General features: G+C 42.0%; 12 protein-coding genes. 8 read left to right on the top strand and 4 right to left on the bottom strand.

The window, feature by feature from the left end:
• Positions 1-553: 553 nt before the first annotated feature.
• The 6 genes from pruA (at position 554) to gatB (ending at position 6,567) form a co-directional block, all read left to right on the top strand.
• Positions 554-2,101, top strand: coding sequence for an L-glutamate gamma-semialdehyde dehydrogenase (pruA, locus tag I5J82_RS18450; RefSeq protein ID WP_198769255.1), 1,548 nt, complete (start codon positions 554-556; stop codon positions 2,099-2,101).
• 234 nt (positions 2,102-2,335) lie between these two features.
• Positions 2,336-2,692, top strand: a complete 357-nt coding sequence (locus I5J82_RS18445) for a DUF3905 domain-containing protein (protein WP_198769254.1) — start codon at positions 2,336-2,338, stop codon at positions 2,690-2,692.
• An 89-nt stretch (positions 2,693-2,781) separates the two neighbouring features.
• Entirely contained in the window at positions 2,782-3,036 is a 255-nt protein-coding gene (locus tag I5J82_RS18440) for a YciI family protein (RefSeq protein WP_198769253.1), read from the top strand.
• Between the two features lie 324 nt (positions 3,037-3,360).
• A complete protein-coding gene (gatC, locus tag I5J82_RS18435) occupies positions 3,361-3,651 on the top strand; it encodes an Asp-tRNA(Asn)/Glu-tRNA(Gln) amidotransferase subunit GatC (protein ID WP_137791385.1) in 291 nt (96 codons plus the stop codon).
• A 15-nt stretch (positions 3,652-3,666) separates the two neighbouring features.
• The gene (gatA, locus tag I5J82_RS18430; RefSeq protein WP_198769252.1) at positions 3,667-5,124 is read left to right on the top strand and encodes an Asp-tRNA(Asn)/Glu-tRNA(Gln) amidotransferase subunit GatA; all 1,458 of its coding nucleotides are present in this window, start codon (positions 3,667-3,669) and stop codon (positions 5,122-5,124) included.
• Between the two features lie 12 nt (positions 5,125-5,136).
• A complete protein-coding gene (gene gatB / locus I5J82_RS18425) occupies positions 5,137-6,567 on the top strand; it encodes an Asp-tRNA(Asn)/Glu-tRNA(Gln) amidotransferase subunit GatB (protein WP_198769251.1) in 1,431 nt (476 codons plus the stop codon).
• A 230-nt stretch (positions 6,568-6,797) separates the two neighbouring features.
• Here the strand turns inward: gatB and I5J82_RS18420 are convergent, their stop codons facing one another.
• On the bottom strand, positions 6,798-7,634 hold the full coding sequence (locus tag I5J82_RS18420; protein WP_198769250.1) for a TetR/AcrR family transcriptional regulator: 837 nt from the start codon (positions 7,632-7,634) through the stop codon (positions 6,798-6,800).
• Between the two features lie 93 nt (positions 7,635-7,727).
• On the opposite strand from I5J82_RS18420, the gene I5J82_RS18415 reads away from it, so the two are divergent.
• Positions 7,728-10,811, top strand: a complete 3,084-nt coding sequence (locus I5J82_RS18415) for an efflux RND transporter permease subunit (RefSeq protein WP_198769249.1) — start codon at positions 7,728-7,730, stop codon at positions 10,809-10,811.
• Between the two features lie 73 nt (positions 10,812-10,884).
• Here I5J82_RS18415 and I5J82_RS18410 read toward each other — a convergent pair whose 3' ends face one another.
• Positions 10,885-11,847 carry a glycine-rich domain-containing protein gene (locus tag I5J82_RS18410; protein ID WP_198769248.1) on the bottom strand — a complete coding sequence of 321 codons (963 nt, stop codon included), beginning with the start codon at positions 11,845-11,847 and terminating at the stop codon, positions 10,885-10,887.
• A 102-nt stretch (positions 11,848-11,949) separates the two neighbouring features.
• Here I5J82_RS18410 and I5J82_RS18405 point away from each other — a divergent pair, with 102 nt between their 5' ends.
• The gene (locus I5J82_RS18405; protein ID WP_198769247.1) at positions 11,950-12,444 is read left to right on the top strand and encodes a hypothetical protein; all 495 of its coding nucleotides are present in this window, start codon (positions 11,950-11,952) and stop codon (positions 12,442-12,444) included.
• 55 nt (positions 12,445-12,499) lie between these two features.
• On the opposite strand, the gene I5J82_RS18400 is transcribed toward I5J82_RS18405, so the two are convergent.
• Positions 12,500-13,429, bottom strand: a complete 930-nt coding sequence (locus I5J82_RS18400; RefSeq protein ID WP_198769246.1) for an ABC transporter ATP-binding protein — start codon at positions 13,427-13,429, stop codon at positions 12,500-12,502.
• Complete coding sequence (locus I5J82_RS18395) at positions 13,422-14,402, bottom strand: ABC transporter ATP-binding protein (protein ID WP_198769245.1); 981 nt, start codon at positions 14,400-14,402, stop codon at positions 13,422-13,424. Before I5J82_RS18395 ends, I5J82_RS18400 begins: the two co-directional genes overlap by 8 nt.

The following is a 14,402-nucleotide window of genomic DNA, read 5'->3' as shown; positions in this document are numbered from 1 at the left end:
AAGCCCACTACCTTTAAGGTTAGTGGGCTTTTGTTGTGCAAGGTGAGAAGTTCCTGGGGATGCAGCCATCAATGGAACTATGGTTTGAAAATTTTACGGTACGTGTTTTTATATTTGTTACGCGTTCGCCGCTAAATTGGCTGTTTCCACCTGAAAATGCTTCTTTTTCACCTGTAAAGTGGTTGTGAGCACTGATAACACGCATGTTACCACTTGAAATTGCATCGCGACCACCTGAAGACAGCTCTGTGCAGTACAAAACGGAACTATATTGAACAAAAGTGAACCACTTTCAAGGACTCTCTTGGAAAAATATACTTAACAGCGACTAAAACTCATATTTATTCGTTTCACACTTTAAATCTTCTAAACAAATCACGAAAAACTTTACTATTCATTCACTACAAAGAAAAAAGATACAAAAATGCACGATATCCCTTGAAAATAAAGAATTCTGACTATTATCAGTTTGTTTGAACAAACCGCTATGTTCATGTAGAATGAACGTGGGAAACCCAATAATGAAAACGCTTTAATAGGAGGGGAATTTATTATGACACGTGAATACCGTCATGAACCATTTATGGATTTTTCAGTTCCTGCAAACAAGGAAGCTTATGAAGCAGGCTTGAAGCTTATTAACTCAAAGCTTGGTACAGAGTTTCCACTTGTTATCGGCAGTGAAAAAATCACGACAGATGAGAAGATTGTTTCTATAAATCCAGCTAACAAAGAAGAAGTGATTGGATCTGTTTCTAAAGCGACTCAAGATCATGCTGAGCAAGCGATGCAAGCTGCATTAACAGCTTTCGAATCTTGGAAAAAGTGGGATCCTGAGCACCGCGCGAACATCTTGTTCCGTGCAGCAGCGATCATCCGCCGCCGTAAATATGAATTCTCCGCTATGCTTACAAAAGAAGCAGGTAAGCCATGGAAAGAAGCAGACGCTGACACAGCTGAAGCTATCGACTTTTTAGAATACTATGCACGTCAAGCGATCAAACTTAAAGCTGGACAACCAGTAGTAAGCCGCGATGGCGAAATCAATAAATTTAACTATATTCCACTTGGAGTAGGTATCGTTATCTCTCCATTCAACTTCCCGTTTGCGATCATGGCAGGTACTGCAGCAGCTGCGTTCGTTTCTGGTAACACAGTATTGTTGAAGCCAGCGAACTCAACTCCGGTTATTGCAGCGATGTTCGTTCAAGTGATGGAAGAAGCAGGACTTCCTGCAGGTGTACTTAACTTTGTTCCTGGAAGCGGAGCAGAGATCGGTGATTACCTAGTAGACCACCCGAAAACGCGTTTTGTATCATTCACAGGTTCTCGTGAAGTTGGTTGCCGTATCTATGAGCGCGCAGCAAAAGTACACCCTGGCCAAATCTGGTTGAAGCGTGTAATTGCTGAAATGGGCGGAAAAGACACAGTTGTTGTTGACCGTGACGCTGATCTTGAATTAGCAGCTAGCTCAATCGTTTACTCTGCATTCGGATTCTCTGGACAAAAATGTTCTGCTGGATCTCGTGCCGTTATCCACCAAGACGTGTATGACGAAGTTTTAGAAAAAGCTGTAGCTCTTACTAAGACTCTAACAATGGGCAGCCCAGAAGAAGTTGGCACATACATGGGGCCGGTAATCGATCAAGCTTCTTTCAACAAAATCATGAAGTACATTGAAATCGGTAAAGAAGAAGGCCGTCTGATGACCGGTGGAGAAGGCGACGACTCTAAAGGTTACTTCATCCAGCCAACGATCTTTGCTGACGTTGATGAAAAAGCTCGCTTGATGCAAGAAGAAATCTTTGGACCAGTTGTAGCTGTGTGTAAAGCGCGTGACTTCGATCACATGATGGAAATCGCAAACAACACAGATTACGGTCTTACAGGTGCACTTCTTTCAAACAACCGTGAGCACATCGAGCGCGCGCGTGAAGAGTTCCACGTAGGTAACTTCTACATTAACCGTGGATGTACAGGTGCAATCGTTGGATACCAGCCATTTGGCGGATTCAACATGTCTGGAACTGACTCAAAAGCTGGTGGCCCAGACTACCTAACACTTCACATGCAAGCAAAAACAACTTCAGAAACACTTTAATTATCAAAATTGTGCCCTTTCTCGCCTGAGAAAGGGTTTTTTATGTAGGGATTTTTCATTTATAAGTCTTCATCAGAATTTATAAGTCTTGAAAAAAATTTATAAGTCTTCAAATTTTTTTATAAGTCCTCAAAAAAATTTATAAGTCTTCACACAATCTGCAAAGAAAAAATGGATTGTACACGCCGCTTCAGGAAAAGTTAATCGTATAACGATATGGAAGCAGGTGTGAAGATGTCAAAAGATAAAAAGCAACAGAAGAGTGTTCCTGAAGTCGATCTGGATGAAACGCTGCCTCATCAGATCAGTTCTCCTGATTTTAAAGGTACAGGAATGAAGATGGAAGCACCGTTTGTAAATGAACACGGTGTCGTAATCGGAGATAGCTTTTACGATTCGTCCAATTCACCACTCAACAACTGGAGCACAGACACAGATCCAGAGGTGATGGCAGGTGAAGAGTGGGTGCATCCTACCAATGATATCGGCTGGAACACGAACATGAACCGGGACTTGATCGAAAAGAAAGCACCGCCAAAAGAAGGGATGCTTCACCATCCTACGAAAGATTCGAGCTACGGAAAAGATTAAGACATCTGGTTTTCCTGACCGGATGTTTTTCTTTTGTGCATGGAGCTGACTATAGTAAGATGAGAGTAACAATGAGGGAGGTAACAAACATGACATATTTCGCAGCAATTTTACATATGGAAAAACCAGAGCTTAATCAAGAGTTCCGTCAGGCACATCTCGATTACCTAGCAGAGCTTGTGACACAAGATAAAGTTCATCTAAAAGGACCATTTTTAGACGGAGCAGGCGGTATGGTCGTTTATAAAGCGGAGTCACTAGACGAGGCGAAACAATTAGCAGAAGAAGATCCTTACGTTAAAGAAGGCGTACGTCGTTTAGAGCTTCATGAGTGGGGAATTTAAATGATTTAAGTATCTATACGGAAGAATCTACGTAAAAGTAGATTCTTTTTTATATCTTGAGAGCTGTTTGTACGGCATTAGTGATGCCTTCAGGTGGTAGCGGTGCATTTTCAGGTGGTCACACGCGTCACATCGGTGCTCACAACCCATTTACCGGCGAACGCGTAAACAAGCGCACCTGCAAACCAAACCCCAAATCCCACAAAAACCCCATAAAAATAACTCAATTTCGTGAATGTTCCGTCCTCAAGTTGCTTATACAGCAAGCTTTTTGTTATCATCAGAATAATACTTTTCGTATAGAAAGTCTTGGAGGTGGCATGCTTGTCTCGAATTTCGAAAGATCAAGTGAAGCACGTGGCGCATTTAGCCAGGTTAGCGGTTACGGAGGAAGAAGCCGAAATGCTGACTGAACAATTAGATAAGATCATCGGGTTTGCTGAAGAACTGAACGAACTCGATACAGATAACGTGGAGCCGACTACACACGTTCTGGAACTGAAGAATATCCTTCGCAAAGACGAAGTGAGAAATTCTGTATCAGTTGATGAGGCGATGAAAAATGCGCCTTCAGAAAGAGATGGCCAGTTTAAAGTTCCGAACATTTTGGAGTAGGAGGAAAGACCACGTATGTCGATTTTAGATAAAAAGATCTCAGAACTGCATCAGTTATTACATACAAAAGAATTGAGTGTAACTGACATTGTGGATGCGACGTTTGACCGCATTCATCAAGTAGATGGTAAAGTAAAGGCGTTTTTAACCTTAAATGAAGAATACAGCCGCATTAAGGCTAAACAATTAGATGAAAAGCTCGTTTCCGGTGCTGACAGAGGACTGCTCTTTGGTATGCCGATCGGAATCAAAGATAACATCGTAACAAAAGGGATTCGTACAACATGTGCGTCTCGAATTTTAGAAAACTTCGAACCGATCTATGATGCAACCGTTGTGGAACGCTTGAATCAAGCGGACACGATCACGATCGGAAAATTGAACATGGACGAGTTTGCGATGGGCTCATCAAACGAGAACTCCGGATTCCACCCAACTCATAACCCGTGGGACCTTTCTTGTGTACCAGGAGGTTCTTCCGGTGCGTCTGCGGCATCCGTCGCAGCTAGTGAAGTACTCTTCTCACTAGGCTCTGATACAGGTGGCTCGATCCGTCAGCCTGCTGCGTTCTGTGGGGTTGTTGGATTAAAGCCGACGTACGGACTGGTTTCTCGTTACGGCTTAGTCGCGTTCGCGTCATCACTCGACCAGATCGGTCCTGTAACGCGTAACGTTGAAGACAATGCATACCTACTGCAAGCCATTGCAGGGAACGACCCGATGGATTCTACTTCTGCAAAAGTGGACATCCCAGATTACTTGGCTTCTTTTACTGGTGATGTAAAAGGACTTAAGATTGCGGTTCCAAAAGAATACCTAGGTGAAGGTGTAGAGCCTGGCGTAAAAGAGCGTGTGATGGAAGCTCTAAAAATACTTGAAGGACTTGGAGCAACATGGGAGGAAGTGTCTCTGCCGCACTCTCGTTATGCGCTTGCAACATACTACTTGCTGTCATCATCTGAAGCTTCTGCTAACCTTTCACGTTTTGATGGCGTTCGTTACGGACTGCGTTCAGATAACAGCGAGAACTTGATCGAGATGTACAAGCAGTCTAGAAGCGAAGGGTTTGGTGAGGAAGTAAAACGCCGCATCATGCTTGGAACGTTCGCGTTAAGCTCTGGATACTACGATGCTTATTATAAAAAAGCACAAAAAGTTCGTACGCTGATTAAAGAAGACTTTACGAACATTTTTGAAAAATATGATGTGATCATCGGGCCGACAACGCCATCTGCATCGTTTAAATGTGGATCTATGACGAAAGATCCTTTAACGATGTACATGAACGATATTCTAACAATTCCGGTTAACTTAGCAGGTGTGCCTGCGATCTCTGTACCTTGTGGATTCTCAGATGGACTGCCGATCGGACTTCAGATCATCGGTAAGCATTTTGACGAGAGCACGATTTATCGCGTAGCACATGCGTTTGAACAAGCAACAGATCATCACACAGAAAAGCCGAAGCTGTAGGGGGTGCAGAAAATGAGCGAATTTGAAACGATAATTGGATTAGAAGTACACGTTGAATTAAAAACGAACACTAAGATTTTCTGTGGCTGTTCTACAAACTTTGGTGCACCGCCAAACACGAATGTGTGTCCGATCTGTTTAGGACATCCTGGCGTGTTGCCTGTTGTGAACCATCAAGCTGTAGATTTTGCGATGCGTGCAGCACTTGCGCTTAACTGCGAAATCAATAGAGAAACAAAATTTGACCGCAAGAACTACTTTTATCCAGATAATCCGAAAGCCTACCAAGTGTCACAGTTTGATAAGCCGATCGGTGAACATGGCTGGATCGAGATCGAAGTGGGCGGAAACAAAAAGAAAATCGGCATCACGCGTATCCATATGGAAGAGGATGCAGGTAAGCTGACGCATACAGCAGACGGATCGCTTGTCGATTTGAACCGTCAAGGAACGCCTCTTGTTGAAATCGTATCTGAGCCGGATATTCGTACGCCAGAAGAAGCTTATGCGTATTTAGAAAAGCTTAAAGCGATCATTCAATATACAGGTGTATCTGACTGTAAGATGGAAGAAGGTTCATTGCGCTGTGACGCGAACATCTCAATTCGTCCAGTAGGTCAAGAGAAGTTTGGAACAAAAGCAGAGCTCAAGAACTTAAACTCGTTTGCTTTCGTACAAAAAGGGTTAGAGCATGAAGAGAAGCGTCAGCGTGAAGTGGTTTCAGCTGGAGGAGAGATTCTTCAAGAGACTCGCCGATATGATGAAGCGACGAAAACGACAATCCTGATGCGTGTAAAAGAAGGATCTGACGACTATCGCTACTTCCCAGAGCCTGACCTCGTATCCATTTTTATCGATGAAGAGTGGATGGATCGTGTGAAATCGGACATTCCGGAGCTACCCGATGCTCGTCAAAAGCGTTATGTAGGTGACTTCGGTCTACCTGAATATGACGCGAAAGTATTAACGATGACAAAAGAGATGGCTGATTTCTTCGAAGCGACAATTACAGCAGGTGCAGATGCGAAGCAAGCTTCCAACTGGATCATGGGTGAAGTGAGCGCGTACTTAAATAATGAAAACAAAGAGCTCGATCAAACGGCTCTAACAGCTGAAGGTCTTGCTGGTATGATTAAGCTGATCGCTGACGGAACGATCTCTAACAAGATCGCGAAGACGGTCTTCAAAGAGTTGATTGAGAACGGTGGCGACGCAGAGAAAATCGTAAAGGAAAAAGGTCTCGTGCAGATCTCAGACGAAGGAGCAATCCGCGAAATCGTCGTGAAGATCCTTGATGCGAACGAGCAATCCGTTGCGGATTATAAAGACGGAAAAGAAAAAGCAGTCGGATTCCTTGTTGGGCAAGTGATGAAAGAAACAAAAGGGAAAGCAAACCCTCCACTTGTAAACAAGCTGATTGTGGAAGAACTTAAAAAGAGATAATTATGACTTGTTTTGGTATGCTTTGTTGATTAGGAGAGTGGTTGATTTCCGTTCCAGGTGCTCCCTTTCCGGGGGGCGTGCGGTGAGCCTCTTAGCGCTATGCGCTGTTAAGAGTCTCACCTGTCCCGCTTATCCCCCAGGAGTCTCGCACCTTACACTCCAATCAACTTGCAACGAAGAAAGTCTAAAACAAAGAAATCCTCCTGTTACTACGGGAGGATTTTTTTGTTTCAATCACTATTCAGACAACCCTGAATCAAAAAAGCAATCTGCTTACATGCTGGATGATTATTCAGATTTAAGATCAACCCTTTTACAATAGCAGGACTGAGACTTGGCTCAATCATCTGTTGTTTCAGGAGATTCAATGACTCTTTTAACGTTGAATCATCCACTTCCTCTATCTTTTGCTCCATCATTTCTAACAGCTGTTCCTTAGTGACATGAACATGAAAAGGCTCATTTATCGTATGGTAAAGCTCTTCTGTGATAAATGTCGTTTCTGAATGTTTGGCGAGCAGTGCTGTTTTCTCTGCAAGTGAACGACTCAATGTATGAAGATCCAGTGGAACGTCAAAGAACAGGATCAGGTGTGAATACGTATGAATGAAGCCCTTCACACAATAAATTAAATCATAACGAGTCTGTGAGATTTCTTCCCCATATATGCGGTCTAACATACCTAGAATGATGTTATCAATGAGTTTATCATACTGATGTATTTTTGAGATAAGCTCTTCATTCAAAGTTTTGGATTGCTCTTTAATAAAAATTTTTGCAAAATCAGAATGCTTTTGAAAAGAATGAAACGCAGCTTGATAGAATTCGTATAAAAGATTAGCATCCGTTTCATGATTTTTGACTACTTGGTCAATATCTGAGATGAGACTCAGCATAAAGTGGTCGATCAGACCGTTGATCAGTTCGTCTTTTGATTTAAAAGATAAATAGAATGCACCTTTTGAGATGCCGGCGTGTTCTGTGATCTGTTGTACAGATGTGGCGTCAAACCCTTGCTGTGCAAAAAGTTCTAAGGCACTTTCCATGATTAATTGTTTCTTACTCATTGTATCGCTCCTAAGTAATTCATTGACAAATGACCAATCAGTCATTAGTATAAATAATTGAGTTGGATAAGTCAATTAGGGGTTGGTGGATGAATGAAAGGTTTAGTTAATTTTGTCTTAATGAATAAATTAGCTGTATGGCTGCTTACCATTATTATAACAGTCTCAGGTATTTATTCTGGAACACGCATGAATATGGAAACGATTCCTGATGTTTCAATTCCATACTTGATGGTGATGGACGTTTATCCTGGAGCTACTCCAGAGAAAGTAATGGAAGATGTTTCGATGCCGATCGAAAAAGCGGTAGAAGGACTTGAAGATGTTAAAGCTGTGTACTCGAATTCTTATTCGAACATGTCTAATCTCCAAGTGGAGTACGAATACGGTATAGACATGGACGAGGCAAAACGTGAGCTCCAATCTGCACTGGATGCAGTCGAGTTGCCAGAAACAGCTGAGGAGCCGACTGTAACAGCGATCAGCATGAATATGATGCCTGTTGCAGCACTCAGTGTAAGTAGTACGAAAGAGGATATCGTTGAATTAACTTCAACAGTTGAAGAGATTATTCTTCCTAAGATCGAGAAAATCGATGGTGTGGCATCCGCGAAAATTACGGGGCAGCACATTGAAGAAGTGGATCTTACATATAAAAAAGATAAGATGACACAGTATGATCTCACAGAAGATAAAGTAAAAGAAATGATTCAAGCAAGCAACATGGCTGTTTCATTAGGACTGTATGAGTTTGAAAAAGGGGAAGAAGCAGTTGCCGTTGATGGAAAGTTCATGACTTCGGATGAACTGAAGAACATGATGATTCCGGTAACACCATCTGCAACAAACCCAACACCATTTGTGAAGCTTAGTGAGATTGCGGATATCAAAACGGTTGGTAAAGTGGAATCCGTTTCTCGAACAAACGGAGATGAAGCGATTGCCATTCAAATCGTGAAAGAGCAGCAAGCCAACACCGTTGATGTCGTGAATGGTGTAAAAGAACTGATTAAAGAAGAAAAATCAAAAGTAGATGGTCTTGTTATTGATGTGTCACTCGACCAAGGAAAACCGATTGAAGATTCAGTAGCAACCATGATTGAAAAAGCATTGTTTGGCGGATTGATTGCCGTGCTGATCATTCTGTTATTCCTTCGTGATTTTAAATCGACGATCATTTCAATCATCTCTATCCCAGTTTCAATCTTCATGGCGTTATTGGTGCTTAACTGGATGGATATCACGTTGAACATCATGACACTAGGGGCGATTACGGTTGCGATCGGTCGTGTAATCGATGACTCTATCGTTGTCGTAGAAAATATTTATCGACGACTGCATTTGAAAGAAGAAAAATTAAACGGACGTGCGTTAATAAGAGAAGCAACGATTGAGATGTTCAAGCCGATCCTTTCTTCCACACTCGTAACGGTTGCGGTATTCGCTCCGCTTATCTTTGTGGGTGGTATGGTAGGCGAACTGTTCGCGCCTTTCGCGTTAACGATGACATTTGCGCTTGGGGCATCTCTCATTGTTGCCATAACAATCGTTCCAGCATTATCACACTTTTTGTTTAAAAAGAAGCTGTATAGCGAAAAGAAAGAAAGCAGCCATAAAGAAACGGGTAAATTAGCAAAATGGTATAAAGGGATTCTTAATAAATCTCTTAATCATAAAATTATCACTTCTATCTTGGCAGTTCTTTTACTTGCAGGAAGTTTAGCTTTAACGCCTATCATCGGTTTCAGCTTCATGGGCAGTGAAGAAGACAAAGTGATGTACTTAACATACACACCAAAAGCTGGGGAGCTTAAAGAAGAAACATTGAAAAACGTTGAGGCATTAGAAGAAAAGATGCTAAAACGTGATTATATTGATATCGTTCAAATCTCTGTTTCAGATAACGCAGATCCAATGATGGCTATGGCCGGTGGAGGAGAAGGCGGGGCACTCATGTACCTCATCTTTGATCCAGAAATGGAAAACTTCCCAGAAGTGCGAAATGAAATAGAAGACTATGTCGCTGACCTTGGTCAATCAGGCGAATGGAAGAGTCAGAACTTCGCTGCATCAACAGGAGCTGAAAATGAAGTCAGCTATACGTTCTACAGTGAAGATTTGAATAAACTCAATAAAGCGGTAAAGATGGCTGAAGACGCCATGAAGAAGAACGATCAGTTAGAGGATGTTACTTCAAGCGCGAAGGATGCGTTCGTCGAGCATACGTTTAACGTCGATCAGAATGAGATTCTAAAATATGGACTAACAACAGGTCAGATCGTGATGATGCTCAATCCGATGAAAGCGGATGATGTCTTAACGACGATCGAAAAAGATGGAGATACACTAGACGTTATCGTTCAGCAGGAGCAAACGAAACAACCTAAGTCTGTAGATGATATTTTAGCAAGACAGGTACCAACAGCTCTAGGCACGACAATGCCGTTATCTGAGCTCGTTACGGTTGAAAAAGGAACAACACTTAATACCCTTGCCCGAAGTAAAGGGGAGTATTATGCTACCGTGTCTGGTAAGGCATTGGGCGATGATATGTCCAAAGCCACTTCGGAAGTCCAAAAAGACATCGATAAACTGGATATGCCAAAAGGAGTTACAGTTGGAGTGGCGGGTGTTCAGGCTGATATGAACGAAACCTTTACACAGCTTGGAGCGGCTATGCTTGCGGCGATCGCGATCGTGTATTTCATACTTGTCGTAACCTTCCGTGAAGGTGTCGCACCATTTGCGATCCTGTTCTCACTTCCATTTGCTGTAATTGGTTCATTTGTAGGTCTATTGATTGCAGGTGAAACCATCTCCGTATCCGTAATGATGGGGCTATTAATGTTGATCGGTATCGTTGTAACAAATGCCATCGTACTTGTAGACCGAATCATTCATATGGAACGTGAAGGAATGAGTATGCGTGATGCGATCCTAGAAGCAGGAGCAACACGTCTTCGTCCGATCTTGATGACAGCTATTGCTACAATCGGAGCATTGATTCCGTTGGCGGTTGGCTCAGGTGGCGGCGGACTGATTTCAAAAGGCCTTGGCGTTACCGTAATCGGAGGATTAGCGAGTTCTACACTATTGACGCTGATCATCGTGCCAATCGTGTATGAAGTCCTCTCCAAAATCTTTAAAAAGAATCGTAAAGAAGTAGAAGAGAATTAAGAAGAAAGCCCTGCAAAGTGATGTTGAATCACTTGCAGGGCTTTTGCTTTTATTTAGAGTGTAATGCTAGGCTTTAACTACTTCCGCATCCACTGCCGCAACTGCTTCCACAGCTACTGCCGCTATCACTGCTGCAGCTGCTGTCATGTCCGCCGTTGTCGTTACGGTGGTTTCCACAACCACTTCCACAAGCGGTCGTGTTACCTGAGTAATAGTTAGAAGCGGGACTTAACTTAGCCATGTGCATGTCATAGTCTTCGTAATGATTATAGGAATAATAAAGCATCGCGCCAGCTAAGATCGGTGCACTATCTATTGAATGTGGCGAAACCTTTAATCCAGTATAAGGATTTTTATCATGCGATACACGCTTTATGTCTCCTTTAATTTTTGTGAGCAGAGCAGTAACGGTTTCTTTATTTGCTGTTTCTCTAAAGTATTTTTTACTTAACTCTTCAATAGATAGTGAGTTCAGCTCTTGTAAAAATCCGTAGTGTAGAGGATTTTGAAAGAAACTACCCCAAGCGATATGTGTAAAATCAGTAAACGTAAAAAGTTTTGCGTACAAAAAATCAAACCAAGCTCTTCCATGTGGATCGGGTTCTACAACATCATTAGGAGCATGATGAATGTGCTCACCGCAAAGTTCGGCAGAAAATTTTTCATATTCCTTCGTATACATTAGCATCTCGTGCCAGATGTCATCGACCTTTTTACTGAACATAGGTACATTATTTAAAAGTGAACACATGATAAAGAAGCGTTGAAGCTCATAAAATACAACTTCAAAGTAGGCTTCGGTTGCCTTCGGGTGTTCTGAAAGATATCTGCGCTTTATTTTTTCTTTAAACTCACGAGGGAGAGCTTTCTCCATGTTCCTTACACTTTTTTGTAAATGTAAATCTTCACGAATCCCCAAGTTCGGTGGCAGTTCCGTTTTTTCTGCAACCTTTTGATAGTTCGGTTTAGTCGTATATTTAATAACAAGGGGAGCAATTACGGCAATGGCAAAAAATAATAAAAATAGTTCAAACATCGATGGCGCCTCCTTTTACGTCTCCTACCAAATAGCTATATTCTAGTTCTCTACTTTAATGATAATATAAGACTAATTTATTGTAAAAAAGTGGGTGTTTATTTGACAGTTTTATTGTTAGCTGGAATTGTTTTTACATTAATCCTTATTACAAAACAAAGGGATGTTGCCTCTATTGGCATTGTAAGAAACATTACGTATAAATTGAAGGAATATCCTATGAGTGCGAACTATTGGCAAGCAGGTATAACTTTATTCGTGGCAAACGCAGCACTATTCGCACTAGCTTTTGTTATTCTTTTCTTTCTTCCTTATGGTGCTATGGCGGGGTTATTGATGTGCATACCGCTTAGTCTTTTTACATGGGTGATCTTTTCTGAAGTGTGGAGGGGATCGTGGAAGGATAAGGTGAAGATGACGTTCATTGGGAGCGCGTTTTTTCTCTTTTTCTTAGGATGGATTTTTTGGTATTATGCAACGCTGGAACCCGCTTTTCCAGGAGACGACCTATTCATGGCATGGATCGGTGTCATCATTGCGTCTATTTTTTCTATAGGAGCGATGAGTGTGAGTATGTTTGTGATTTTGCGAAAATGATAATTTGGCCTAAAAAAGGAGACTGCTCATTTAGGGCAGTCTCTTTTTAAATCACTCAATTACGGATTAGTTTTCTATCATTCTCAATCTCAAACTCTTTAATATTGATCATGTTCGCAGATACGTAATGCTCGTTACCAACATGAATCAACTGTGGAGGATAGAGCGGTTTCTCTGGCAGAATGATAGGTTCTCTGTATGCATTCCGACGCTCAGGGTCTGAGATTGGAATAGATGATAAAAGAGATTTCGTATAAGGGTGGATCGGATTTCGGTACAATTCATCTTTTGGTGCCAATTCGATCAGATGGCCAAGGTACATGACGGCTACACGGTCACTCATATAATGAACCACGCCAAGATCATGTGAGATGAACAAACACGTTAGGTCTAGTTCGGACTGAAGATCTTTTAATAGATTCAACACTTGCGCTTGAACAGATACATCGAGGGCCGAGACAGGTTCATCTGCAATAATAAACTTAGGATCTAGCATCAGTGCACGAGCAATTCCGATTCTCTGACGCTGTCCACCGGAGAATTCGTGAATTTTTTTTAGATAAGAAGTCTTCGGCAATCCGACCTTTTCCAATAGACTGTACGCTTTCTTCGTACGCTCTTCTTTGCTTAACATTTTCTGAATAACAAGCGGTTCTTCTAAAATTTCCCCGACCGTTAAACGAGGGCTGAGTGACTCATAAGGATTTTGAAAGATCATCTGAAATTCTTTGCGGTATGGCCGCAACTTTTTTTCAGGCATATGTGTGATGTCCAGGCCATCAAACGTAATGTTTCCGTGCTCTGGTTCATACAGTCGCATGATCGTTCGTCCGAGGGTCGTTTTACCAGATCCAGATTCCCCAACGATTCCTAACGTTTCGCCTTTAAAAATATCGAGTGTGATTCCATCGATTGCTTTATGGGTCCCCGTTTTCGTCACAAAGTACTTTGAAAGGTTTTGTATACTTATCAAATGTTTATCCAACGATCGTCACCTCACTCTCATCAAAAAGACGAACATAATGACCTGGTTCCACTTCTATTAGAGAGGACGGGGCATGATAGACTTTGCTTTCCATGGAATAAGTCTCTGGTGCGAATTTTCTTCCCTTGTATCCTGCTTCTTCAAACGAATAATCGTAAACACTCTTTAAACGATCGCCATCGCTCTCTAAACTTGGGATGCAGCCGATCAAGCCTTTGGTATAAGGGTGGATCGGATTATTAAATATCGTAAACACATCTCCTGATTCTACGATTCGTCCTCCGAACATGACATACACCCAATCAGCATATTCTGCTACAACACCAAAATCATGTGTGATCATTAAAACAGAAGCGTCTTCACGTATTTTATAATCAGCGATTAAATCCAATACCTGCCTTTGAATCGTTACGTCTAACGCGGTCGTTGGTTCATCCGCGATAATCAGTTTAGGTCTACAGGAGATGGCCATTGCGATTAAGATACGCTGTTTCATGCCTCCTGACAGCTGAGAAGGATATTGATCAAAAATGTGTGCTGGATTATGGAAACCTACTTGTTCAAGGAGCGTGAGGGCAACTGTTCTGAGCTCTGATTTCGGCATCTGTTTATGATATTTCAAGCCTTCTGTAATCTGAACACCCACCTTCATAGCTGGATTCAGTGAGGCGATCGCGTCCTGAAAGATCATGGAGATCTCGTTGCCTCTTATTTTTTGCATCTCTTTTTCTGTCATCTGCAAAATTTCTTTATCGTCAAAACGTATAGAGCCTGATTCTGCTCGTCCGTTAGCTGGTAGAAGTTTCAGGACAGATAGGGAAGTGACACTTTTCCCAGAACCCGATTCGCCGATAAGAGCGGCAGTCTGTCCAGTACTAACGGAGAGACTTATATCTGTAACCGCGTTAAACACGTTCTTTCCACTACCAAACGATATGTTTAGATTGTTTATTTCTAAAAGCCTGTTAGACAT

This window comes from Fictibacillus halophilus, from assembly GCF_016401385.1.
Taxonomy (GTDB): Bacteria; Bacillota; Bacilli; order Bacillales; family Fictibacillaceae; genus Fictibacillus; species Fictibacillus halophilus.
This window is presented reverse-complemented; position numbering and strand designations above follow the sequence as displayed.